The 25258-nt window shown below is 43.1% G+C and carries 26 protein-coding genes; 17 read left to right on the forward strand and 9 right to left on the reverse strand.

The genetic code is table 11. From position 1 onward, the window contains the following. Window positions 1-2: 2 nt before the first annotated feature. Together kapD and AC07VD_RS00285 are read right to left on the reverse strand one after the other, a co-directional pair. Window positions 3-620 carry a 3'-5' exonuclease KapD gene (kapD, locus tag AC07VD_RS00280; RefSeq protein WP_003228846.1) on the reverse strand — a complete coding sequence of 206 codons (618 nt, stop codon included), beginning with the start codon at window positions 618-620 and terminating at the stop codon, window positions 3-5. A 75-nt stretch (window positions 621-695) separates the two neighbouring features. After that, window positions 696-899 carry a hypothetical protein gene (locus AC07VD_RS00285; RefSeq protein ID WP_003243502.1) on the reverse strand — a complete coding sequence of 68 codons (204 nt, stop codon included), beginning with the start codon at window positions 897-899 and terminating at the stop codon, window positions 696-698. Between AC07VD_RS00285 and AC07VD_RS00290 the strand changes: the two genes are divergently transcribed. From AC07VD_RS00290 to AC07VD_RS00300, 3 genes are all read left to right on the forward strand, one after another. Then, window positions 802-2010 (forward strand): multidrug efflux MFS transporter, encoded by a 1209-nt coding sequence (locus AC07VD_RS00290; protein ID WP_224913148.1) that lies wholly within the window; start codon window positions 802-804, stop codon window positions 2008-2010. The two genes, AC07VD_RS00285 and AC07VD_RS00290, sit on opposite strands and share 98 nt — an antisense overlap. Window positions 2011-2102: 92 nt before the next feature. Continuing rightward, window positions 2103-3977 carry a transglycosylase domain-containing protein gene (locus tag AC07VD_RS00295; RefSeq protein ID WP_124058992.1) on the forward strand — a complete coding sequence of 625 codons (1875 nt, stop codon included), beginning with the start codon at window positions 2103-2105 and terminating at the stop codon, window positions 3975-3977. 20 nt (window positions 3978-3997) lie between these two features. Next, entirely contained in the window at window positions 3998-4411 is a 414-nt protein-coding gene (locus AC07VD_RS00300; RefSeq protein ID WP_003228839.1) for a thiol-disulfide oxidoreductase DCC family protein, read from the forward strand. 221 nt (window positions 4412-4632) lie between these two features. Here the strand turns inward: AC07VD_RS00300 and AC07VD_RS00305 are convergent, their stop codons facing one another. Beyond that, on the reverse strand, window positions 4633-5190 hold the full coding sequence (locus AC07VD_RS00305) for a YufK family protein (RefSeq protein ID WP_003228837.1): 558 nt from the start codon (window positions 5188-5190) through the stop codon (window positions 4633-4635). A 177-nt stretch (window positions 5191-5367) separates the two neighbouring features. Here AC07VD_RS00305 and maeL point away from each other — a divergent pair, with 177 nt between their 5' ends. The 7 genes from maeL (at window position 5368) to maeN (ending at window position 14329) form a co-directional block, all read left to right on the forward strand. Next, entirely contained in the window at window positions 5368-6969 is a 1602-nt protein-coding gene (gene maeL, locus AC07VD_RS00310) for a two-component system sensor histidine kinase MaeL (RefSeq protein ID WP_003228835.1), read from the forward strand. Further along, complete coding sequence (gene maeM / locus AC07VD_RS00315; RefSeq protein ID WP_014477821.1) at window positions 6962-7669, forward strand: two-component system response regulator MaeM; 708 nt, start codon at window positions 6962-6964, stop codon at window positions 7667-7669. The genes maeL and maeM overlap by 8 nt, the downstream gene beginning before the upstream one ends. Before the next feature lie 473 nt (window positions 7670-8142). After that, window positions 8143-9222 (forward strand): guanosine ABC transporter substrate-binding protein NupN, encoded by a 1080-nt coding sequence (nupN, locus tag AC07VD_RS00320; protein ID WP_015384509.1) that lies wholly within the window; start codon window positions 8143-8145, stop codon window positions 9220-9222. A 75-nt stretch (window positions 9223-9297) separates the two neighbouring features. Beyond that, window positions 9298-10830 (forward strand): guanosine ABC transporter ATP-binding protein NupO, encoded by a 1533-nt coding sequence (nupO, locus tag AC07VD_RS00325; protein WP_124058994.1) that lies wholly within the window; start codon window positions 9298-9300, stop codon window positions 10828-10830. Continuing rightward, window positions 10823-11869, forward strand: coding sequence for a guanosine ABC transporter permease NupP (nupP, locus tag AC07VD_RS00330; protein ID WP_014480696.1), 1047 nt, complete (start codon window positions 10823-10825; stop codon window positions 11867-11869). The genes nupO and nupP overlap by 8 nt, the downstream gene beginning before the upstream one ends. After that, window positions 11870-12829 carry a guanosine ABC transporter permease NupQ gene (gene nupQ, locus AC07VD_RS00335; RefSeq protein ID WP_032722433.1) on the forward strand — a complete coding sequence of 320 codons (960 nt, stop codon included), beginning with the start codon at window positions 11870-11872 and terminating at the stop codon, window positions 12827-12829. It abuts the gene before it with no gap. Window positions 12830-12982: 153 nt separating this feature from the next. Then, the gene (gene maeN / locus AC07VD_RS00340; protein WP_021480493.1) at window positions 12983-14329 is read left to right on the forward strand and encodes a sodium/malate symporter MaeN; all 1347 of its coding nucleotides are present in this window, start codon (window positions 12983-12985) and stop codon (window positions 14327-14329) included. A 35-nt stretch (window positions 14330-14364) separates the two neighbouring features. On the opposite strand, the gene AC07VD_RS00345 is transcribed toward maeN, so the two are convergent. Continuing rightward, entirely contained in the window at window positions 14365-14580 is a 216-nt protein-coding gene (locus AC07VD_RS00345; RefSeq protein WP_015483630.1) for a hypothetical protein, read from the reverse strand. A 230-nt stretch (window positions 14581-14810) separates the two neighbouring features. On the opposite strand from AC07VD_RS00345, the gene AC07VD_RS00350 reads away from it, so the two are divergent. From AC07VD_RS00350 to mnhG, 7 genes are read left to right on the forward strand one after another with little or no spacing between them, the layout of a single operon-like run. Next, complete coding sequence (locus tag AC07VD_RS00350) at window positions 14811-17216, forward strand: Na+/H+ antiporter subunit A (protein ID WP_124058998.1); 2406 nt, start codon at window positions 14811-14813, stop codon at window positions 17214-17216. Continuing rightward, the gene (locus AC07VD_RS00355) at window positions 17209-17640 is read left to right on the forward strand and encodes a Na(+)/H(+) antiporter subunit B (protein WP_003228819.1); all 432 of its coding nucleotides are present in this window, start codon (window positions 17209-17211) and stop codon (window positions 17638-17640) included. The genes AC07VD_RS00350 and AC07VD_RS00355 overlap by 8 nt, the downstream gene beginning before the upstream one ends. Continuing rightward, entirely contained in the window at window positions 17640-17981 is a 342-nt protein-coding gene (locus tag AC07VD_RS00360) for a Na(+)/H(+) antiporter subunit C (RefSeq protein WP_003220730.1), read from the forward strand. The genes AC07VD_RS00355 and AC07VD_RS00360 overlap by 1 nt, the downstream gene beginning before the upstream one ends. Then, window positions 17974-19455 carry a Na+/H+ antiporter subunit D gene (locus tag AC07VD_RS00365; RefSeq protein WP_124059000.1) on the forward strand — a complete coding sequence of 494 codons (1482 nt, stop codon included), beginning with the start codon at window positions 17974-17976 and terminating at the stop codon, window positions 19453-19455. Before AC07VD_RS00360 ends, AC07VD_RS00365 begins: the two co-directional genes overlap by 8 nt. A 5-nt stretch (window positions 19456-19460) precedes the next feature. Further along, the gene (locus AC07VD_RS00370) at window positions 19461-19937 is read left to right on the forward strand and encodes a Na+/H+ antiporter subunit E (RefSeq protein ID WP_003228815.1); all 477 of its coding nucleotides are present in this window, start codon (window positions 19461-19463) and stop codon (window positions 19935-19937) included. Next, window positions 19937-20221, forward strand: a complete 285-nt coding sequence (locus AC07VD_RS00375; protein WP_003228814.1) for a Na(+)/H(+) antiporter subunit F1 — start codon at window positions 19937-19939, stop codon at window positions 20219-20221. The genes AC07VD_RS00370 and AC07VD_RS00375 overlap by 1 nt, the downstream gene beginning before the upstream one ends. Continuing rightward, entirely contained in the window at window positions 20205-20579 is a 375-nt protein-coding gene (gene mnhG / locus AC07VD_RS00380; protein ID WP_494721619.1) for a monovalent cation/H(+) antiporter subunit G, read from the forward strand. The genes AC07VD_RS00375 and mnhG overlap by 17 nt, the downstream gene beginning before the upstream one ends. A gap of 38 nt (window positions 20580-20617) precedes the next feature. Here mnhG and AC07VD_RS00385 read toward each other — a convergent pair whose 3' ends face one another. The 5 genes from AC07VD_RS00385 to AC07VD_RS00405 form a co-directional block, all read right to left on the reverse strand. Further along, entirely contained in the window at window positions 20618-20998 is a 381-nt protein-coding gene (locus AC07VD_RS00385; protein ID WP_014477831.1) for a hotdog fold thioesterase, read from the reverse strand. 18 nt (window positions 20999-21016) lie between these two features. After that, complete coding sequence (gene comA, locus AC07VD_RS00390) at window positions 21017-21661, reverse strand: two-component system response regulator ComA (RefSeq protein ID WP_003220716.1); 645 nt, start codon at window positions 21659-21661, stop codon at window positions 21017-21019. 80 nt (window positions 21662-21741) lie between these two features. Then, window positions 21742-24039, reverse strand: coding sequence for a histidine kinase (locus tag AC07VD_RS00395; protein ID WP_130572792.1), 2298 nt, complete (start codon window positions 24037-24039; stop codon window positions 21742-21744). Between the two features lie 7 nt (window positions 24040-24046). Then, window positions 24047-24208 (reverse strand): competence pheromone ComX, encoded by a 162-nt coding sequence (comX, locus tag AC07VD_RS00400; protein ID WP_003241045.1) that lies wholly within the window; start codon window positions 24206-24208, stop codon window positions 24047-24049. Window positions 24209-24222: 14 nt separating this feature from the next. Continuing rightward, the gene (locus tag AC07VD_RS00405) at window positions 24223-25083 is read right to left on the reverse strand and encodes a polyprenyl synthetase family protein (protein WP_124059004.1); all 861 of its coding nucleotides are present in this window, start codon (window positions 25081-25083) and stop codon (window positions 24223-24225) included. Window positions 25084-25258 lie beyond the last annotated feature (175 nt).

Raw genomic sequence — 25258 nt, forward strand, 5'->3', positions numbered from 1 at the left:
TTTTACGTCGCGCGCTTCAACAGTTCGGTTAAATCGATTCTCTCGCCGATTGTGGGCGGTTTTGGCTTTTCGAGATACTGCTTATCCTGCTCAACAAGCTTAAAAAGTTTATATGCTGTAAGAGCATCATCAAGCGCTTTATGATGGGTGCCGGTTCCGGAATCTCCATACTCTTCGGCAGCTTTCCATAAACCCGTCAATGTCCGGTCTCCAAAAAAGTTTTTGTATTCAAGCGATAAATCTCTCATTTCTCCCTTAAACGGGAAAGGGATATGGTTAAACATACAGTTTTGCTTCAGCACTTTCATATCCATGTTTCCCCACGTAATAATTGTGCTGTTTTTCTCAGGATCCAGCTCGTTTAGTTTACGGATGAAATCCTCGAATCTCATTCCTTCGTCTACCTGTTTTTGGGTTATTTTCAAAAATGATTTGCAGCGTTTCGTAAGCTTCGGGAACTTTTTCGGTCTAACATAGCTAGAAAACGTCTCAACCACTTCATCATCAATCGACTTTACAATTCCGGCTTCAATGATTTCCGGGAAGAAGTTTTGAGGACTGTACTTTCCATCAGGCATTGTAAATTCGAAATCAATAATGAGTAAGCTGTTTGTCGTCACCTTTTTACACCTGCCTTTCCTCCGATCAGAAAATGCTATCTTTATAGTATATCAATTCCCCTTCTCGACATTTCTTCATTTTCTAAAAATAATGAATTTTCCCAGCCGCTTCGTTTCTTTTAAATTGTGAATCGTTTCTTTATAATTAGTAAGGAACCCGAAATAATAAGAAGGTGATGTTATTTCTATCCGTAAGAAAAACTTTGTCATTGTGTGGCTGGCGAACTTTTTTGTCTCCGCTAGCACAACGATGATCGTTCCTTTTCTCTCCTTATACATTGAGACGCTCAGCTCTTTTTCAAACGGCTTTGTGCAAAGGTGGAGCGGCTATGTGTTCGGCATTACATTTCTCATGGCGTTTTTGGTATCCCCGTTTTGGGGACGGTTCGGAGACAAACGCGGATATAAGAAAATCCTTATGGCAACCGGAACAGGCATTGCCCTCAGCATTTTCTTCATGGGCTTTGTTACATCGGTGTACCAATTGTTTTTTCTGCGTATGGCAATGGGTCTTGTAACCGGATTCATCCCGACATCTCTTGCGATGATTTCGGCACAGACTCCGAAGAGCTCAGCCGGCAAAACACTTGGCACGCTGCAAATGGGGCAAGTGTCCGGAAGCTTGTTCGGCCCGCTTTTGGGAGGCATGCTTGCTGATCATTTCGGCTTTACGTATACCTTTTTTATCACATCCTTTGTGATTTTCTCGTCTGTTCTTCTCGTGTTATTTGGTGTCAAAGAAAAGCCTCTTGCAGAGAAAACAGCCAAACGTACGTCTTACTCGAGAAAAGAAGTGCTCTCCTATATTTTTCACCAGCCGGCGCTGTGGGTCATGATGCTGTTAACCATGCTGATTCAAACAGGCAATTTCAGTATCCAGCCCCTGCTCGCTTTATATGTAAATGAGCTGCACGGACCTGTCAATCTTGCCTTTTTCTCCGGCATGGCATTTTCAGCAACGGGGCTCGGAAGTTTGCTGCTGGCTAGAAAATGGGGTGATCTGGGCGACCGCTACGGCCACCGCCGCATTTTAATCGGACTTTTGCTCGCCGCCTCTTTCTTTTTTATTCCGCAGGCGCTCGCGTCCTCACTCAGCGTGCTCCTTGTTTTCAGATTTTTATTCGGAATGGCAATGGGCGGTTTGCTGCCATGCATTACGGCAGCGATCCGCGTTCAGGCTCCCGGCAGCATTCAAGGTGAAGTTCTCGGCTACAATGTCAGCTTTCGCTTTTTAGGAAACGTGCTCGGGCCTCTGCTCGGCGGAATCATATCGAGCCATTTTACCATTTCGGCCACCTTTTACGTCACGGCGTTTCTCTTTTTCGCCGGCGCCTGCATGCTTTGGATCATGCAGAAACTTCGGAAAGATTCTTATGCCAAAGCAAGTTGATTCCGAGAAAAAACTGAGGAATCTTCTAAATTTAACCTTCTCGTAATCTCAAAAGAATGGTACGATATGGCTAGAATTTAGGAGAAAAGAGAGTGACCATGTTACGAAAAATTATCGGATGGATTTTGCTCCTTTGCATAATCCCATTGTTTGCATTTACAGTTATCGCTTCCGGAAAAGAAGTAAAACAAATGAAGTCCCTGGATCAGGTGCTTGATAAAAATATTAATCTGAAAGATATCAGCCTTGTTCAGAACAGCTACATGTATGACAGGGACGGCTCCCTTGTCTCGGAAATCGTCAGCGACCACGAAAACCGTGTGCTCGTTCCATTTAACAAGATTCCCGAGGAAGTCAAACAGATTTTCTTAACATCTGAGGACCGCCATTTTTACGAGCATAAAGGCTTTGACTTTATGGGAATGGTGCGGGCTACTGCTTCTAACGTAAAAGACAAGAAAATTGACCAGGGTGCCAGCACCATCACACAGCAGCTTTCTAGAAACTTGTATTTGAGCCACGAACGCTCCTTCAGCCGCAAGCTGACAGAGCTCGCGTATTCCTATCAGCTGGAGAAAAAATATACGAAAAATGAAATTCTTGAAGCTTACTTAAATACCATTTATTTTAACAATGGTGTTTATGGCGTCGGTTCAGCGGCTGAATTCTATTTCAGCAAACCGCTGAAATCTCTCACAGTGGGAGAAATGGCTTTTATCTGTGCTATACCTAATAACCCTACATTATATGATCCTCTCAAGCATTTTGACTACACGAAAAGCCGTCAAGAACGTTTGCTTAAAGGGCTAAAAGATGCCGGGGTCATTACGGACAAAGAGCTGAAAAAAGCCGTAAAACAAAAAATCAAACTGGATGTTGAAAAAAGAGAAGACAAATATCCTGACTACGTTTCCTACGTCAATGATGAATTCACTCAGCTGGTGTCTGAATCAGAAGGCTTTGATAAACGCCTTCAAAAAGCATCAGGAAAACAAAAAGAAAAGATCGAGAACGAGCTGTCCGCAAGAGTCAGCACGCTGATGAAAGACGGCGTGAAAATTTATACTGCACTTGATCCATACATGCAAAATCAAGTTGTGGCACAAATGAATTCCAAGCTCCCGTATGCGGACGTACAGGGCGGAGCGGCTGTGATTAATCACCAGACGCATCAAATCATCGCTCTATCCGGCGGGAAAAACTATCAAAAATATGACTTTAACCGCGCCTACCAGGCGTACAGGCAGCCGGGGTCATCCATTAAGCCGCTTCTTGATTACGGCCCTTATATTGAACAGACCGGCGCGACAGGAAGCAGCACCATTGATGCCAGCAAGTTTTGCAGCAAAGACTACTGTCCGCAAAACTACAATAACCGCACTTACGGCACAGTGACGCTTGATACGGCGTTTAAAAATTCATATAATACACCGGCTATTAGAATGCTCGACCGCGTCGGCATCCAAAAGGCATTCAGTTATATTGAGCCGTATCATTTTGCCAAACTTGTCGACAGTGACTATCTTCTTCCGGCGGCGCTTGGCGGATTTACAAACGGCATGACGCCTCTTGAGATGACAAAGGCTTATACGACATTCGGCAACAGCGGAAGCTATACGCCGAGCCATGCGATTACAAAGGTGACAGACCTTAAAGGAAAAACGCTTTATAAATGGAATGATAAAACGACTCAAATATTCAGCGTCCGCACGAACATGCAGCTGAAAAAACTGATGTCTTCCGTTGTGAAAAGCGGAACAGGGAAAAAAGCATATTTCAATGCGCCTTACATCGGCGGTAAAACCGGAACATCAAATGATTATCACGATATGTGGTTTGTCGGCCTGACTGATACGTATACAATGGGTGTCTGGGTCGGAAAGGACACACCGACCAGCGTTGAATATCTTCACAGCATCAGCCCTCAGCTTTCCATCTGGAAAGGAACGCTGCAAGCGGCTTATTAAAGGATCGGAGGGGATATGGGGTGACTTCAGAACAAATTCCAAATCGCGTTTTGCTGTTTGACGGTGTCTGCAATTTATGCAATGGCGCCGTGCAATTTATCATTAAACGTGATCCGGACGGATTGATTTCTTTCACATCGCTGCAGTCGGAAACAGGACAGAGCCTGCTGAAAAAAAGCGGGCTTCCGACTGATCGATTTGACAGCTTTGTCTTTATTGAAGACGGCCAAGTGTACACAAAGTCAACTGCAGCCATTAAGGTTTTCAGGCATCTGCGAGGCCCATGGCGGCTCTTCGTCCTGTTTTTCGCAGTACCGAAGCCTGTCAGAGATATGGTTTATTCTTTCATTGCCAAAAACCGCTATAAGTGGTTTGGCAAAAAAAATGAATGTATGCTCCCCTCCCCTTCTATTAAAAAAAGATTTTTACCGTAAATAAAAAATGGCTAGGAAGCTAGCCATCACAGATTGTTGACAAAATCCTAAAACGGCTTCGTTTTAGGATTTTGTCATCTTTTCAGCGTGATTGAACTTTTGAAGTCGATGAAGAGCGAGCATTGGATGTGAAACGGCGGAAACCTGAGAATCTAGCCACCGTTTTATTGCGTATAGAGTACGAAGCGCAAATCTGACCACCAAACGCTGAAATGGCTAGCTTACACAGGTAAGCTAGCCATTATGCTATTATAAAGCTTGATAAATATGAACAGAATACCGATAACAAAGGTAAACCAAAACAGCAGTTCCAATAGAATGAATCCAACTAATGACATGAGAGAAAGCGTCGAATAAATCCGGTATACGGTAAACACAAAGTAAGCGAGCGTGACGACCGCAAACCAGATCACAATCCAAATGACATTTTGCAAGAGCACAAAGGATAAAATCCCGCCGCCCAAATAAATCATGGAACCCATTCTGAGTTTTTTCAGGTTGTTCCCTTCCGGATCATTAGCAAAAAACAGCAATGACAGCTCGGTCACGGTATTTGCAATTAATTTCAGAGCGGACAGAACCATAAAATATAAAAGTGCAAAGGCAGCAAATAACGCAAGCCTGATTCCTTTCTCTGAAAAATAATCGAGCATTCCATCATACATTCCAAATGAAGACAGCATCTTCAACGCATAAAGTGAAGTTGAGATGGATAAGGACGAACTAAAAAGCAGGATCGCAATCAGCGGAAAATATCCTGTCAAATAAGTATTTTTCATATAAAAAAGTCCCTTTCTATAATCTACCTCATTTATTATGGAGGACTTAAAACACATTGACAAGATAAATTATTCCATTTTTTCTCCTTTTTACGAATTACGGTCCCAAATCTTCACAAAGCAGCATTTTGAGAGTAAAGTAGTACGCAGGAATCATAAAACGTAAGGAAGTTTTATATGAAAAAAACATTAAAACTGCAAACCAGACTCACCATATTTGTTTGTATCGTTGTATTAATCGCATTGCTCATTACGTTTTTTACAGTCGGTGCCCAAACCACCAAACGAATTAGAGATCAGGAAAAGGCCACTGCGCTGCAGACTGCTGAAATGGTAGCTGAAGCGCCGATGACAGCCGCTGCTTTAGAAAGCGGAAAAAAACAAAAGGAACTGCAGAGCTACACAAAGCGGGTTCAGAAAATTACCGGCACGGAATTTGTTGTCGTCATGGATATGAACGGTATCCGCAAAACCCATCCTGACCCGAGCAAAATCGGAAAAAAATTCAGAGGCGGTGATGAGTCCGAGGTATTAAAAGGGCATGTCCATATCAGCACAGCCTCTGGCACGCTCGGGAAATCGCAGAGAGCGTTCGTCCCTGTCTACGCGGAGAATGGAAAACAAGTCGGTGCAGTCGCGGTCGGCATCACCGTAAATGAAATTGATGAAGTGATCAGCCATAGCTTACGGCCGCTTTACTTTATTATTTGCGTCAGCATCTTCGTCGGTGTGATCGGAGCCGTTATCGTCGCCCGTACAGTGAAAAATATCATGTACGGACTTGAACCTTATGAAATTGCGACTCTGCTTGAAGAACGGAGCGCGATGCTGGAATCGACGAAGGAAGGAATACTCGCTGTCGATGAACATGGCAAAATTAAACTTGCCAACGCGGAAGCAAAACGCCTATTCGTCAAAATGGGCATCAACACAAATCCCATTGATCAGGATGTAGATGACATCTTGCCGAAAAGCCGCTTGAAAAAGGTCATTGAGACAAAAAAACCTCTTCAAGACAGAGACGTCCGCATTAACGGGCTGGAGCTTGTGTTTAATGAAGTTCCTATCCAGCTGAAAGGACAAACTGTCGGAGCGATTGCAACATTCCGCGACAAGACCGAGGTAAAACATTTAGCTGAACAGCTTTCCGGTGTTAAAATGTATGCAAACGCACTGAGAGCGCAGTCTCATGAATTTATGAACAAACTGCATGTGATATTAGGTCTCGTCCAGCTGAAAGAGTATGATGATCTTGGAGATTATATTAAAGATATAGCCATACAGCAAAAATCAGAAACAAGTGAAATTATAAATGATGTCAAAAGCTCCGTACTGGCCGGTTTTCTGCTTGGAAAGCAAAGCTTTATACGTGAGCAGGGCGCAAATCTTGATATTGAATGCAACGGTGTCATCCCGAACGCGGCAGACCCTTCTGTCATCCATGAACTTATTACAATCATCGGAAATCTCATCAACAATGGCTTAGACGCCGTTGCCGATATGCCGAAAAAACAAATCACCATGTCCATGCGCTTCCATAACAGCATACTTGATATTGAAATTACCGATACTGGAGCAGGCATGTCTGAAGAAGACCAAGCCAAAGTATTTGAACAAGGCTATTCAACAAAGGGCAAAAACCGGGGATTCGGCCTTTATTTCACACAGCAAAGCATCGAAAATTTAAAAGGCCAAATGATCCTCACAAGCGAAAAGAATGAAGGAACGACATTCAGTATTCGCATCCCGTACGAACCGAAGGAGGAAAATCATGATTAATGTACTAATAGTTGAAGATGACCCCATGGTGGGTGAATTAAATAAACGATACTTAAGCCAAATAGATGGCTTTCAGCTGAAAGGCATCGCTTCTTCCTTTCAAAGCGCTCTGCATATTTTAGGCGAGCACCATATCGACCTCATTTTGCTTGATATTTATATGCCGGGAAAAAACGGGCTGGAACTGCTGACGGAATTGAGAGCACAAAATGAAGCGGTTGACGTGATTGTCATCTCAGCGGCCAGCGAGCTTGACGTGATCAAGAAAACACTTCGGTACGGAGCTGTTGATTATTTAATCAAACCGTTTGAATTTGAACGCTTCCAAACGGCTCTGTCTGATTACAGACGAAAACAAAAGGTGTATTCAACCCATCGCAACATGAGCCAAAAAGAACTGGACGCCGAGCTTTTTCAAAAGAAAGAAGCAACAGAAAAAGTGCAGCTTCCTAAAGGCCTGACAAAAAGCACGCTGAAGCTGATCTGGTCCAGTATCCAGTCATTTGAAAATGAATCTTTTACGACAGAAGACTTGGCAAAGCACACAGAAATCTCTCAAGTATCCATACGAAAATACTTAAAGTTTCTTGAAGATATACAGGTTCTGAATGTAGAAATGGCGTACGGAACGATCGGAAGACCTGTGTTTCAGTACAACGTCAACAACAGTAACCTTAACGGAATAAAGCAATATCTATAAGAAAACGCACTGCTTGCTTTGAGCAGTGCGTTTTTCTGTCATATCTCTTGCCAAGATGCTTGATTCTATTGTTGATAAGTTATACAAGAATAACAAAGGGCCTTTCACATTTTTAAGCAAATAATTCTAAAAATAGATACTTTTTAAAAAATTATGCGAAATTCTATTTATTTCTTATTAGTTAAATGATAAATTATGATTGGTTAGTTGATCCCGAAAAACTAAGTCATAAGTCTTACTTCAGAAAACGATGTCACGGTTTTCCGCCCGGAACGCCTTCCGCATCCTTCTCTTCCCCGCCTTTCGAAGGAAATACTCACACCACGCTTATTCAGGGAAGAATAGAACTGTCTCAGCGCATTCCATTTGTTATTATCAGAAAATTTTATCGATTCTAAGAAATTGTTCAGGACAGCCCATCATATGACTGGCCGGATCAGCTTTGAACCAAATTTTTCTGGGGGGGTTATATCTTGAATAAACGAAAAATCGGATTGGCGATGTCACTTGTGATCGCAGCAGGCACCATATTAGGAGCATGCGGAAACAGCGAAAAAAGCAGCGGCTCCGGCGAAGGCAAAAACAAATTCAGTGTGGCGATGGTTACTGACGTAGGCGGAGTGGATGACAAATCCTTCAACCAATCAGCCTGGGAAGGCATCCAAGCCTTTGGGAAAGAGAATGGGCTGAAAAAAGGCAAAAACGGTTACGACTATCTTCAATCCAAATCAGATGCAGACTATACAACGAACTTAAATAAATTGGCGCGTGAGAATTTTGACTTAATTTACGGCGTCGGCTACTTAATGGAGGATTCAATCAGCGAAATTGCTGACCAGCGCAAAAATACAAACTTTGCGATTATAGATGCTGTTGTCGATAAAGACAACGTCGCAAGTATTACGTTTAAAGAGCAGGAAGGCTCATTTCTCGTCGGAGTGGCCGCAGCCCTATCAAGCAAATCAGGAAAAATCGGCTTTGTAGGCGGCATGGAATCAGAGTTAATCAAAAAATTCGAGGTCGGCTTCCGTGCCGGCGTACAAGCAGTTAACCCTAAAGCCGTTGTAGAAGTGAAATACGCAGGGGGGTTCGATAAAGCCGATGTCGGCAAAGCAACCGCCGAAAGCATGTATAAATCAGGCGTAGATGTTATTTATCACTCTGCGGGCGCCACTGGCACAGGCGTCTTTACTGAAGCGAAAAACCTGAAAAAAGAAGATCCAAAACGCGATGTCTGGGTCATCGGTGTCGATAAAGACCAATACGCAGAAGGCCAGGTAGAAGGAACAGATGATAACGTCACCCTCACTTCCATGGTGAAAAAAGTAGATACAGTCGTTGAAGATGTAACGAAAAAAGCGAGTGACGGAAAGTTCCCGGGCGGCGAAACACTTACCTACGGGCTTGATCAAGACGGAGTCGGCATTTCTCCATCTAAACAAAATCTATCGGATGATGTGATCAAAGCGGTCGATAAATGGAAGAAAAAAATCATCGACGGATTGGAAGTCCCGGCAACTGAGAAAGAGCTCAAAACCTTCAAAGCTGAATAAGAATCGCAGGGATAAGGAGGTCGAGCCCTTATCCCTTGTTTTTCTTTTATTTTGAAATAAAGGAGCGGTCAATCAATGGAATATGTCATTGAAATGCTCAATATCCGCAAGGAGTTTCCAGGTATCGTCGCCAATGACAATATCAATCTTCAAGTCAAAAAAGGCGAAATACACGCGTTGCTCGGTGAAAACGGAGCGGGGAAATCAACATTGATGAATGTCCTTTTCGGGCTGTATCAGCCGGAGCGGGGGGAAATTCGGGTGCGCGGCGAGAAGGTGCACATCAACAGCCCGAACAAAGCGAATGACCTTGGAATTGGAATGGTGCACCAGCACTTTATGCTTGTTGACACCTTTACAGTTGCTGAAAATATTATTCTCGGGAAGGAGCCAAAGAAGTTTGGCAGAATTGACCGGAAGCGTGCTGGCCAAGAGGTGCAGGACATTTCCGATCGATACGGCCTGCAGATCCATCCTGAAGCAAAAGCAGCTGACATATCAGTCGGTATGCAGCAGCGCGCAGAAATATTAAAAACCCTCTACCGCGGTGCCGACATTCTGATTTTTGATGAACCGACGGCTGTTTTGACGCCTCATGAAATTAAGGAACTGATGCAAATTATGAAGAACCTGGTCAAAGAAGGGAAGTCCATCATCTTAATCACCCATAAGCTGAAAGAGATTATGGAGATTTGTGACCGCGTTACGGTTATCCGTAAAGGAAAAGGCATCAAAACCCTTGATGTCCGTGATACAAACCAAGACGAACTCGCCAGTCTAATGGTCGGCCGCGAGGTATCGTTCAAAACTGAAAAGAGAGCTGCTCAGCCGGGAGCGGAAGTGCTTGCGATTGACGGCATAACTGTAAAGGATACCCGCGGAATAGAGACAGTCAGAGATTTGTCTCTTTCTGTCAAAGCGGGAGAAATAGTCGGCATAGCAGGCGTCGACGGAAACGGGCAATCAGAGCTGATCGAAGCGGTGACAGGACTCCGCAAAACAGATTCAGGAACAATCACCTTAAACGGAAAACAGATCCAAAACCTGCCGCCAAGAAAAATCACTGAATCCGGGATCGGGCATATTCCTCAGGATCGCCATAAACACGGTCTCGTCCTTGATTTTCCAATCGGAGAGAATATCCTGCTGCAAAGCTATTACAAAAAGCCGTATTCAGCATTGGGCGTTTTACATAAAGGCGAAATGTACAAAAAAGCACGCAGCCTGATCAGCGAGTACGACGTCAGAACGCCGGATGAATATACACACGCTCGGGCATTGTCAGGCGGAAACCAGCAAAAAGCGATTATCGGGCGGGAAGTAGACAGAAATCCTGATTTATTAATTGCCGCCCAGCCGACTCGCGGCCTTGATGTCGGAGCGATTGAATTTGTCCATAAAAAGCTCATTGAGCAGCGTGATGCCGGGAAAGCCGTTCTTCTCCTCTCGTTTGAGCTTGAAGAAATTATGAATCTCAGTGACAGAATCGCCGTTATTTTTGAAGGACGCATTATCGCCAGCGTTAATCCGCAGGAAACCACTGAACAGGAGCTTGGTCTCTTGATGGCAGGAAGCACGCAAAAGGAAGCGGGGAAAGCAAATGGTTAAACGACTCTCTCATTTACTCGTGCCGCTCATCGCAATCATACTTGGTCTTGCGGCCGGCGCGTTGATTATGCTTGTGAGCGGCTACAGTGTGGCCAGCGGATATTCGGCTTTGTGGAATGGGATATTCGGAGAGATCTATTATGTCGGAGAAACAATCCGGCAAATTACGCCTTATATTTTATCCGGATTGGCTGTCGCCTTTGCATTCCGAACCGGACTCTTTAATATCGGCGTCGAGGGACAGCTGCTCGTCGGCTGGACAGCAGCGGTTTGGGTCGGTACGGCGTTTGACGGACCGGCATATATTCACTTGCCGCTCGCATTGATTACAGCGGCAGCTGCAGGAGGATTATGGGGGTTTATTCCCGGCATTTTGAAAGCGCGATTTTACGTTCATGAAGTCATTGTCACCATTATGATGAATTATATCGCGCTGCACATGACCAATTACATCATTTCAAACGTCTTGACAGATCATCAGGACAAGACGGGGAAAATTCACGAATCCGCCTCCCTCCGCTCTCCTTTTCTTGAACAGATCACCGATTACTCACGGCTGCATTTGGGAATCATCGTTGCCCTTCTCGCAGCAGTTATCATGTGGTTTATCATCAACAAAACTACAAAAGGATTTGAGCTCCGGGCGGTCGGGTTTAACCAGCACGCTTCCCAGTATGCCGGCATGAGCGTGCGGAAGAATATCATGACCTCCATGCTTATCTCCGGCGCTTTTGCAGGCCTTGCCGGAGCCATGGAGGGGCTAGGAACATTCGAATACGCAGCAGTGAAAGGCGCATTTACCGGCGTAGGCTTTGACGGTATCGCTGTCGCTCTTCTCGGGGGAAACACAGCCATCGGGGTTATACTGGCAGCATGCCTGCTTGGCGGGCTGAAAATCGGCGCATTAAATATGCCGATTGAATCAGGCGTTCCATCAGAGGTCGTTGATATTGTGATTGCCATTATTATTCTGTTTGTGGCTTCAAGCTATGCGATTCGTTTCGTCATGGGCAAATTGAAGAAAAAGGGGGCGAACTAAGTGGACATTGTGCAGATTTTATCTATCATTGTCCCTGCCACACTCGTCTATGCGGCCCCGCTTATTTTAACTGCTCTCGGCGGCGTGTTTTCCGAGAGATCAGGTGTGGTGAATATCGGCCTAGAAGGCCTCATGATTATCGGGGCGTTCACCAGCGTGTTATTTAATTTATTTTTTGGTCAGGAATTAGGTGCCGCCGCACCTTGGCTTTCGCTCCTTGCCGCCATGGCAGCAGGCGCCCTGTTTTCACTGATTCACGCGGCAGCGGCGATTTCGTTTCGCGCCGACCAGACAGTCAGCGGTGTCGCCATTAACATGCTGGCGCTTGGGGCAACTTTATTTATCGTCAAACTGATCTACGGCAAAGCGCAGACAGACAAAATTCCAGAGCCTTTTTATAAGACGAAAATCCCCGGTTTGGGCGATATTCCCGTCTTGGGAAAGATCTTCTTTTCGGATGTCTATTATACGTCTATTCTTGCAATAGCACTTGCCTTTATTTCCTGGTTTATCTTGTTCAAAACGCCGTTCGGCCTTCGTATCCGTTCTGTCGGCGAGCATCCGATGGCGGCCGATACGATGGGAATCAACGTATATAAAATGCGCTACATCGGCGTGATGATCAGCGGATTGTTCGGCGGTCTCGGCGGCGGCGTATATGCCTCCACAATTGCGCTTGATTTCACGCACTCTACCATCTCCGGGCAAGGTTTTATCGCCCTGGCAGCGCTTGTATTCGGAAAATGGCATCCGATCGGAGCACTGGGGGCCGCCCTGTTTTTCGGATTCGCCCAAAGCTTAAGCATCATTGGATCGCTGCTCCCTCTTTTTAAAGACATACCAAATGTGTATATGCTGATGGCTCCTTATGTCTTAACGATTCTCGCTTTAACCGGCTTTATCGGGCGGGCAGATGCGCCAAAAGCCAATGGCGTGCCTTATATTAAAGGAAAAAGATAAACATTCTCCCCTGGGAAGACGATTCTCAGGGATTTTTTTCTAATCCAAAAGACCCCCTTAATTTAATTGTTTATTAGTTTTTTAACTTAAAAAAATATGAAGTGTTAACGCTTTCTTGTAGACTGTAACAAACAATACATGGGGGTGTATGACATGGGAGCAATTCCAAAAACGGGGACAATTTCACCTGAGCAAAAAGACTCACAGGGGAAAAACCTGTTTCAAAAAATCTGGTCTTGGGAAATCGGTGTGATTCCTCTGCCTTTATACACAGTATTAGCTGTTATTATTATTCTTGCAGCCTATTACAATGAGCTGCCGGCAAATATGCTTGGCGGGTTTGCCATCATTATGATTCTTGGTGTGTTTCTCGGAGACATAGGCCAACGCATACCGATATTGAAGGATATTGGCGGCCCTGCTATTTTATCTTTGTTTGTTCCTTCATTTTTAGTCTTTTACAATGTACTGAATTCAACATCTTTAGACGCTGTAACCAACTTGATGAAAACGTCTAACTTCCTTTATTTCTATATCGCTTGCCTTGTTGTGGGAAGTATCCTCGGTATGAACAGAATTGTTTTAATACAGGGGTTTATCAGAATGTTCGTTCCACTGGTTGCAGGAACGATCGCGGCTGTTGCAGCCGGCATCCTTGTCGGATTTATTTTTGGCTATAGTGCCTATGATTCCTTTTTCTTTGTTGTTGTCCCGATTATTGCCGGGGGAATAGGCGAAGGAATTTTGCCGCTTTCAATCGCCTACTCACAAATACTGGGCTCATCTGCTGATGTATTTGTGTCTCAGCTGGTTCCAGCCGCAATTATAGGAAACGTTTTTGCTATCATATGTGCAGCCTTAATGAAAAAGCTTGGCGATAAGCGTCCAGATCTAAATGGGAACGGACGTCTCGTAAAATCTAAAAAAGCAAATGAGATTTTCAATCAAAAAGAAGCCGAAGCAAAAATTGATTTCAAATTAATGGGAGCAGGAGTTCTGCTCGCGTGTACATTCTTTATTTTTGGCGGGTTATTGGAGAAATTCATCTTCATCCCGGGCGCGATCTTAATGATTATTTCAGCTGCGGCTGTCAAGTATGCAAATATTCTTCCGAAAAAAATGGAAGAAGGCGCTTACCAGCTTTATAAGTTTATTTCTTCAAGCTTTACATGGCCGCTGATGGTCGGTCTCGGCATCCTCTTTATTCCGTTGGATGACGTAGCGTCTGTGATTTCTATTCCGTTTGTCATCATTTGTATTTCAGTTGTTATCGCGATGATTGGTTCTGGATATTTTGTAGGCAAGCTGATGAACATGTATCCGGTTGAATCCGCAATCGTTACTTGCTGCCACAGCGGCCTCGGCGGAACGGGTGATGTTGCCATTTTATCAGCATCAGGAAGAATGGGCCTTATGCCGTTTGCCCAAATTTCAACCCGTCTCGGCGGTGCAGGCACAGTTATTTGCGCGACAGTGCTGCTTCGTTTTTTCACTTCATAAACAGAAAGAGTTCCGTTTTATGCGGAACTCTTTTTTTATTTATTCACAATCCGAATATACTCTCGGGGACCAAACGGCAGATCCTTTGATTCCGTCTCACTCATTCTGGCTGACAGGTGGTGCTCCAGTAAATACAGCTCCCACTCATCACTAGCCGCCACACCGCTGCGCCCGTCATATTGATTCAACATGAATGCCCCTGCAAATACTGAGCAGAATAAACCTGAGCACATCACGACTTTTCTTTTCACATGACCAGCTCCTTACCTTCAGCTTGATCAGGATTGATTTTAAATATACAAATAACCTCTTTTTTGTTAGACTTATTTTGAGGTCAAAAGAACTCATAAAAACCCATTATAGCAGTTCGAAGCGTGGCAGCTTGCAGAAAAGTGCGATATAATTTGGACTAGGTCGTTTGACCGTATATTTCATACATAGCGCATTTTTCAATTGAGAACGAGAAAAGGAGGTCTTATCTTTGCAGCTCTTACATCTTGCTATTTTATCGCCTTTTTTATTTGCTTTTATCATTCCCTTCTTGGCAAAATACGCAAAAAGAGTGCATACGGGCTGGTTTGTGTTGATCCTGCCCGTCTTGCTGTTTATATACTTTCTCCCAATGATCAGGATGACACAATCTGGAGAAACACTTCGATCGGTATTAGAGTGGATTCCGTCACTCGGCATTAACTTTACCGTTTATATAGACGGCCTCGGGTTATTATTCGCTTTACTGATCACAGGCATTGGCTCTTTGGTCACTCTTTACAGCATTTTTTATTTATCGAAAGAAAAAGAACAGCTTGGGCCCTTTTATGTCTACTTATTGATGTTCATGGGCGCCATGCTCGGCGTCGTTCTAGTAGACAATGTCATGGTTCTCTACATGTTCTGGGAGCTTACAAGCCTTTCATCCTTTTTGCTGATCGGCTATTGGTATAAGCGGGAAAAGTCGCGCTATGGCGCAGCCAAATCACTCTTGATTACGGTCAGCGGCGGGCTGTGCATGCTCGGCGGATTTATTCTCCTTTATTTGATAACGGATTCCTTCAGTATTCGAGAGATGGTTCACCAGGTTCAATTAATTGCCGGCCACGAATTGTTTATCCCGGCTATGATTCTCATTTTATTAGGGGCTTTTACGAAATCAGCGCAATTTCCTTTTTACATCTGGCTCCCTGATGCGATGGAAGCTCCGACGCCTGTCAGCGCTTATCTCCATTCAGCTACTATGGTAAAAGCCGGCATTTATGTGATTGCGAGATTCAGTCCTATTTTCGCCTTTTCAGCTCAGTGGTTTTGGATGGTGTCCCTCGTTGGCCTCTTTACGATGGTTTGGGGTTCATTCCATGCCGTGAAACAAACTGATTTAAAATCGATTTTGGCGTTTTCAACCGTCAGCCAGCTCGGCATGATCATCTCCATGCTCGGAGTCAGTGCTGCGGCCCTTCATTACGGCCATACAGAATATTATACAGTTGCCGCTATGGCTGCCATTTTCCATTTGATCAACCACGCAACCTTTAAAGGAAGCTTGTTTATGGCAGTCGGGATTATCGATCACGAAACAGGCACACGGGATATCCGGAAGCTAGGCGGCCTGATGGCGATTATGCCGATTACATTTACCATTTCCTTAATCGGGACATTTTCAATGGCCGGCCTACCGCCGTTTAACGGATTTTTGAGTAAAGAAATGTTTTTCACAAGCATGCTTCGCGTGACACATTTCGACCTGTTCAACGTGCAGACATGGGGCGTTCTGTTCCCTGTTCTCGCCTGGATCGGAAGTGTATTTACGTTTATCTACAGCATGAAATTGCTGTTTAAAACATTCAGAGGAAGTTACCAGCCTGAACAGCTTGAAAAACAGGCTCACGAAGCGCCTGTCGGCATGCTCGTTCCACCGGTCATTCTTGTCGCTTTGGCTGTCAGTCTCTTCTTTTTCCCGAATATATTGTCGTACAGCCTGATAGAGCCTGCGATGAACTCAATCTATCCGACACTGCTTGACGGCCATGAGAAATTCCACGTTCACATTTCACAGTGGCATGGGGTTACAACGGAATTGCTCATGACTGCGGGTATTGTTGTGATCGGAACAATTGGTTATTTGTCGCTGGATAAGTGGAAGGGAATCTATAAACTGTTTCCTTCGAAACTCACACTCAACCGGTTATATGATAAGCTTTTGACTCTGATGGAGAAAGGCTCTTACCGGGTCACAAAACAATATATGACCGGGTTTTTAAGAGATTATTTGCTGTATATCTTCGCTGGTTTCATCATTCTGATAGGCGGAGCTTTTGCCATTAAAGGCGGATTTTCATTTAAAACGGAAGGCATGGCTAAAATCGGTGTATACGAAATCATTTTGACGCTTGTCATGATCAGCGCCACAGTGGCGACTGTTTTTGCTAGGTCAAGACTGACGGCGATCATTGCACTCGGTGTTGTCGGTTATACGCTTGCATTGTTTTTTGTCATTTTCAGAGCGCCGGACTTGGCATTGACTCAGCTCGTCATTGAAACGATTTCTGTGGCACTGTTTCTGCTTTGCTTCTACCATTTGCCGAAACTGAGGCTGAAAACAAAAACGAGAACGTTCCGGATGACGAATTTTATCATTTCTTTAGGCGTCGGTGTTATCGTTACTCTGCTCGGCATCGCATCCTCAAGCCAGCGGACAAAAGACAGCATTGCGTCCTTCTTTGTCAAACACAGCCACGATCTCGGCGGAGGGGATAATGTCGTCAATGTCATTCTCGTTGATTTCAGGGGATTTGATACAATGTTTGAGATTACGGTATTAACGATAGCCGCTCTCGGCATTTACAGCATGATTAAAACAAAAGTAAAAGAGGAGGGGAAAAGCGGTGAATGAACAAAAAACAAATGACTTGATTCTTCAAACCGCGACAAAGCTTGTATCCTTTATCATTTTGCTTTTCTCTTTCTATTTATTTTTATCAGGGCATAACGCGCCCGGAGGAGGCTTTGTCGGCGGACTGATCACGTCCTCTTCCATCGTTCTCTTGCTCTTGGCATATGATTTAAAAACCGTGCGTTCCCTTTTGCCGGTCAATTTCATTTATGTCGCGGGAGCCGGCCTTCTGCTCGCTGTATTAACAGGCGTTGGCTCCTTTGTCTTCGGGGCTCCTTTTTTAACCCACACATTCGGATACTTTCAGCTGCCGATCCTTGGGAAAACGGAGCTCGCCACAGCGACGATATTTGATTTAGGCGTTTATCTTGTTGTCGTAGGCATAACGATGACCATTATTCAAACGATTGGAGAGGAAGAATAATGGAAATCTTAATGGCTGTATTAGCCGGTATTATTTTTATGGCTGCCACGTATTTGCTGCTGTCTAAAAGCCTGCTTCGCGTCATTATCGGAACAGCACTGTTAAGCCATGGCGTTCATTTAATGCTTTTGACTATGGGAGGATTAAAGAAAGGCGCCGCTCCGATTTTGAGCGAGCATGCCAAATCATTTGTCGATCCGCTTCCGCAAGCCCTGATTTTGACCGCAATTGTCATTTCTTTTGGCGTTACGTCATTCATCCTCGTCATGGCCTTTCGCGCTTATCAGGAATTGAAATCGGACGATATGGATCAAATGAGGGGAAATGATCAACATGAATAATTTTGTTATTTTGCCAATCCTGATCCCGCTTTTGTCGGCTATTCTTCTGATTTTCATGACGAAGAATCTTATGCTCATGAGAATCTTCAGCACGGCGGCATCGGCCATCGGGATTGTGATTAGCGGCATACTTGTACAGACTGTCTTCACAAAAGGTATCCAGACACTCAGCCTAGGCGGATGGAAAGCGCCGTACGGCATTGTGCTTGCCGCAGACCAATTCGCCAGCCTTCTCGTTCTCACAACAGCGATCATCGGTTTATTGGTTGGGCTTTATTCCTTCCGTTCTGTCGGTGAAAAACGGGAGCGCTCCTTTTACTACTCCGGCGTTCAGTTCTTGCTTGCTGGCGTCAGCGGAGCGTTTTTAACAGGCGATTTATTTAATATGTACGTATTTTTTGAGCTTCTGCTTATTGCTTCCTATATGCTGATTGTATTAGGCGGCACAAAAATTCAGCTGCGGGAATCCCTTAAATATATTGTGTTTAATATCGTATCGTCTGCCCTGTTTGTCATAGGGGTCGGCTTTTTATACGCTGTAACCGGTACGTTAAACATGGCGGATCTTAGCGTGAAAATCAGCGAATCAGGACAAACCGGGCTGATCACTGTGATTGGTGTCCTGCTGCTTTTGGTATTTGGCATGAAGGGCGGAATCTTCCCCCTCTACTTTTGGCTTCCAGGCTCTTATTACGCGCCACCGGCAGCAATCTCCGCGTTGTTCGGCGCTTTGCTGACAAAAGTCGGGTTATATGCGATTGCGAGGGTTTTCACATTGATTTTTATTCACGATACAGCCTTTACCCATCAGCTGATGATTTGGCTGGCGGCGCTGACTGTGATTTTCGGTGTGATCGGTTCACTCGCTTATTCGAATGTCATGAAAATTGTGATCTATAACATTATTACCGCTGTCGGCGTGATTTTGTTCGGTGTGGCAGTACACACCCCCGCATCTATTCAGGGCGCGATCTACTATCTGATTCACGATATGCTGATTAAGGGCGCTTTGTTTATGCTGGCAGGTACGCTGATCGCATTGACTGGAACCGCGAGCCTGCATAAAATGGGCGGGCTGATCAAACGCTATCCTGTTCTTGGATGGATGTTTTTCATTTCCGCTATTTCTCTTGCAGGCATTCCGCCACTGAGCGGATTTGTCGGCAAATTTAAAATTGCGGAGGGCGGCTTCGCAGAAGGTGAATTTACGATATCCATGCTGATTCTGCTTTCGAGTCTGCTCGTACTGTACTCTGTGCTGAGGATCTTTATACATGCGTTTTGGGGCGAAGAAAAAGCAACGCCAAAACCAAATCATCGAACAGCTAAAGGACTTCTTTATCCGGCAGCTATTTTTCTCTTGCTGTCTCTTCTCTTCGGGGTGGGTACAGAATGGGTGTCGCCTTACGTTGATCAAGCGGCCGAGACGCTGCTGAATCCGGAAAAATATATCGAAGCTGTTCTGAAGGAGTAGATCGCATGGCATTTCAAATTTTATTAAATGTGTTTCTCGCTTTTTGCTGGATGTTCTTAAGCAACAGTCCAAGCGCCGCAGGATTCATTACAGGCTATATTCTGGGAATGCTCTCTCTCTTTTTCTTCCGGCGCTTTTTCACTCGCCAGTTTTATCTATGGAAATTGATTTCTATCATCAAGCTCTGTTTCATTTTTATAAAGGAACTGTACCTTGCCAATGTCAGTGTGATGAAATCAGTCTTATCTCCAAAACTGAATATCAGACCGGGTATTTTTGCTTTTAAAACTGAACTGACGAAGGACTGGGAAATCACCCTGCTTTCTCTGCTCATTACATTAACGCCGGGAACCTTGGTGATGGATATTTCAGATGACAGAACAATACTTTATATTCATGCAATGGATATCGAGGATGCGGAAAAAGCGATTTTTGATATTCGGGAGTCATTTGAAAAAGCCATACAGGAGGTGAGCCGGTGATGTTTACGCTGATCCTGCAAATCGCGCTCGGCATTATGGCAGTGTCTACCTTTTTGTATGTCATTCGTGTCATTAAAGGGCCGACTGTGCCTGACCGGGTCGTGGCTCTGGATGCAATCGGCATCAATCTGATCGCAATCACGGCGCTTGTCTCCATTTTGCTGAAAACAAGTGCGTTTTTGGATATTATTTTGCTGCTGGGGATTCTATCGTTTATCGGAACGATCGCATTTTCCAAGTTCCTGGAGAAAGGAGAGATTATCGAAAATGATCGAAATCGCTAAGGTTGTTGTGGCTGTATTCATTTTGCTGGGTGCTCTTATATGCCTCATTGCGTCATTTGGCGTACTTCGCCTTCCCGATGTGTTTACACGCGCTCATGCTGCTTCTAAAGGCTCAACATTAGGTGTCAATATGATTCTGCTCGGTGTCTTCTTCTATTTGTGGTTTGTGACGGGGGAGCTCTCCGCTAAAATCCTGCTTGGGATTCTCTTTATCTTTATTACGTCGCCTATCGGCGGGCACTTGATCTGCCGTGCTGCGTATAACTCCGGCGTCAAGCTTGATGAGAGAAACGTACAGGATGACTATAACGGAATCAGAAACTTTGTGATTAAACGAAAAGAGGATTCTTATTTATAAAAATAAGCAGCCGGACAGGCAGAGTTCCGGCTGTTTTTTTATTTCTTGATGACAGCCAGCGTGCATCTGGATATACAGATCAGCCTCTCTTGCTCGTCATATATGTGAATATGATAGACAATCGTCGTTCTGCCGATATGAACGGGCTCGGCTACCGCCTTTACCGTTCCTTCCTTTACAGATTTTAAATGGTTGGCGTTAATCTCCAAACCGACACAAGCCTGTGTTGAATGATCAATCAGGTTCTGTGCACCTGCGCTCGCCGCTGTTTCCGCCAGGGCCACTGAAGCGCCCCCATGCAAATATCCGAACGGCTGCACCGTCCGATGATCCACAGGCATGACCGCAACGCAACGTTCCGCTGTGTTTTCAACAATCTCTATACCAAGCGCTTCAAGCAATGTGTGTTTCGTATCCATCATCTACACCCCCAACATTTAAAGTACACCGTCTGATTTCGCAATCAAAACCGCTTCCGTCCGTGAACCGACATTCAGCTTATTGAAAATCGATGTCAAGCTGTATTCAATGGACCGCTTGCTTAAATGAAGGGCATCTGCGATTTCTTGGTTTGTAAATCCCTTTTCAACTTCTTGAAGAATCAGGCATTCTCTAGGTGTGAGCACATCTTGTTCTTTTTGAGAGGAAGGAGCCGGCTTTGTTTTTTGCTGAGTCATCAGCTGTTTAAAGTAAGCAAAATCGACTAGAATTTCTCCGTTGAGTACGTGGTATATGTATTGGGTGATCTTTTCTTTAGATTCCGTTTTGCTGATGGCACCGTGCAGACCCGCACGAATCGCTTCCTCGAAATAATCCTCGACCTCATAACCGGTATACACGATAATTTTACAATGAGGATTCTCTTGTAAAATCTGTTTAGAAAGCTCCATCCCATTGACCTCGCCGCCTAAATTCAGATCCATTAAAATGAGATCATATGACGAGAAATCATGCTGCTTGATAAACTGTTCGCTCGGTTCAGGACTGAGACAATCAACAGACAAATTCGAATCCGTTTCCAAAATTGTCTTGGTGCCTTCCATGACAGCCGGATGGTCATCAATCACTAGTATCTTTTTCATGTTTTCCTCCCTTTTACTCACTCTTTTCCATTTTATAAAAAAGACTTGGCCTGTGCCAAGTCGTTTCCGTTATAAATCCATTACAATTCGATTTCAATATCAGCCTTAAAGCCCTTTCCTTCACTTGTTTCAATCCGAAGGCGCCCATCTAAAGCCCTGACTCTCTCCTTAATGCCAGAAAGCCCCATGCTCATGGAATGCTCAGTATTCTTTTCCTGATCAAACCCTACGCCATCATCCTCATAATGAAGAACGATTTTGTTTTGAATACTGATAAGCATAATCAGCACATCCGTCGCCTGAGAGTGCTTGACCGCATTAGACAGAAACTCTTGAATGATCCGGTACAAATTCAGCTGCGAATCCAGATCAAGGGAAGCCGTAAATCTCCCGGTATTTAAACGAATATGAAACGGAACCCGCTCCTGCTGCTGCGCCACCAGCTTCGACAGCGCCTTCACCAATCCAAGATCATACAGAAGCTGCGGCCGCAGCTCATGACACGTCTCCCTCGTCATCGAAATCACATCAGACATCTGCTCATTCATCTGTACAAGCTTGTCCTGCACCTCTTCACGGCACGGATTATCACCCTTCTTAAAATCACCCAAAAACAGCTCACACTGGCGTTTTAAGGAAATCAAATCCTGAAGAACCGAATCGTGGAGATCGCGGGCGAGATCCGAGCGTTGTTTTTCCTCGATCGTGTACATGAGTTTTTTGAGCCATACGGGGTTGGATTCTTGTTGTTTTATTTCTTCTAAATGACTCATCAGTTCTTCGATTTTCATGACGTTTTCGATCGATACGTTTGTATAAAAAGCCAAAGTTTTCAGCCAAGAAAGTTCTTCGAGTGTGAGACGAGGCGTATTCATTTTAGATAAACAAAGGATCACAAATGATTTACCACCGCGTTCACCTATTTTCATGACAAAGCCTTTATTAAATTCAACGATTTTACCTATTTCGGATGTTACTTTTCTAAATTCTTTTTCATAGACTTTTTCAAATGAATTTACGTTCTCATCATCATATAGTTTAATATTTCCGTCAGCTGAAACTTCATATACATGTGCTCGGCTAACAAGAGAAACCTCAAGTATAGTATTTTTCAGTTCTTCAAATACTTGAGACAGGGAAGTAGAGTCTCTTATCATCTGCGTGAATTTATATATACTGTCTTGATAATTGAATTTTTCCGAGACCCTTTTTAATCTAAATCTGAAATCAAGTACTTCTTTATAATAAAAGACCGCCAACATGATAATATAAATTAAAAAGGTTAGTTTAACACTATAAAAATCACTATCAGGACTACTAATTAATTCAATTGTAGAGATTAGAATAATTGTTGGCGTTAGAGCTAAAAAGCCATAGTACCTTAATCTGCTTAAAATAAAATCTACATTATAGATTTTATTTGTCATGAATTGAAATACTAAGGAGAAAGGTATTAGCATCATAAATGAAGCTGCTAAAAAGGATGAAACATAGTGCGCATTTAAAAAGACATAAGGTATCAAATATAAACACAAAAAAGGTGAGAAAGAAAAGATATTAATAATAGTGAGAACCTTAATAATATGCGCTTGTTCAGTATCTTTATTTTTAATTAAAATGATACAGAAATATATCCCTACTATGATAAATAAAAAGAAAAAGGATAGTAAACTTAATTTAGGCACATAATCACGAAAGAAAAGGTGTGAACGGAACATTTCACACACTACATTTATGATCGGTACCAAATATAAAATGAAAACTTTTTTATCAAATAAGGTAGTGCCTAACTCTCTAAAATAATGATAAAGAAAGAGAAGGTAGTTTAGCGGTACAGATATTAATGTTACCACCATAATACATCTGCATAGTATATCGCCTTTAACAGAAACTCCTGCGCTTATATAAGCAATAGAAGCTGATAACAGAAATATAATTAAAACTAAAGCAGATGGTAAATCCTTTGATTCATTTATTTTTATTATAAATAGGCAACAAAATAAACAAACAATATAAAACATTAACGGTATTAAGTAAGTAGAAAAATTTTTATCATTAAATAAAGTCAGCTTTAGCTCAACATCCTTGCCATTTCTCTCAACAACCATTGAGCTCACATTTTTAAGCTTATTCATTTTTATTTCTTTAGTGTTTATCTTTTGATTATTAATACGCTTTACGATATCCCCTTTTTCTATTCCGCTGTATGATGCCATTGAATATTCATCTACATTGGTAATTACAACGTCTCCGTTCTTCCCTTTCGAAACAGTTGCTCCAACTAACAAATTATTATTGCTTATATAGGTCAAATAAATAACATATAACAGACTTATTACAACTAACAATACAGAAATTTTATTGGTTCTAGACTTCATTTAACCCTCAATAGTGCCAATCCATCATTGAATAAATTTCTAACCCTTTAAAACCATTTATGATACATTCAGATTGATCTTTATCAACACCCAATAAACAAGCATTCCCTTCCATTACTTCCCTTAAAACATTTGGGTATTTAATTAAGTATCCTACCATTTCTTGCATAATAAATCCCCTCCTTATTTAATCATAACAGACAATAATTTTTCAGTTTTATCTTCTCCTAGTTTTAATTGTGACATTTCATTTTTTATTTTTTGGAGAGATAAATGTTTCATCACCAGTAAATATTGTATGACGCCTGCTTCTGTCAATTTTCGCTTCAAAGCCTTAGTATTAATAGAAACAAATTCCTCTGGTTTTTGATATAAACTTAGTAGCTCCGCTGAAGCATCGTTAAATTGTTTCTTTAAGTATAAGTATGCCAATGTATTTTTTTTCTGAACAAAATCGTTATTTAAGTAAAACAAACCTTTATAATCATTATCGATCTGTGAAATAATCCCAAGTTCATAAGAATAAGAAGCCACGATGGGATGGTATTTGCCTGTTGCCAACATTACTCCCATTACACAGGGCAATGCCGTTAGTGCTCCTGATTTATTTTTGATCATTTCAAGACAGGCTTCTTCAGTTTGCGGCGCATTCACAATATCATCATGCTGGCCTTGAATTGATTGTAACGCAAAATTCAATATCTTTTGTGAAAATTCTGGTTCATGACTAGCTTGACACATCACTTGTATACTTAGGGTGTAAAGAGCTGTAACTGCATTTAAAGCGATTGACGAGTCAATCTTCATCCAGACAGCACTTCCATTATCTTGATCCTCTAAGTCATCATAAATATCGAATGAGAGTATAAGCAATTCAATTCCAGCAGCTAGCAATTCGATTGCTTTTTGGTCCTGACCGTTAAAAGCTAAATAATGATGAAGAGCCAAATCGGCAAACTCAAACGTATCCTTAGACTCAATAAAATTCTGAAGATATCGTTCCAAGTCCTGATTCATTATTTTTTGGCTTACAATCTCCTTCATTTTCTCCTTGATCCGGACAGAATCTAAACATATCTGCTCAATAACGACTTCCCCCCTCCCATTCCATTTTACTAAATGGGACATTTAAAGGACAGCAGGTTTTTCGTTTTTTAACAATCATATAATACTTTATCCATTTATTGTATCGGTAGAACGAAAAAAAAGACTTGTTTCC

The sequence above is a fragment of the Bacillus sp. GW821-FHT01G09 genome (assembly GCF_059422205.1).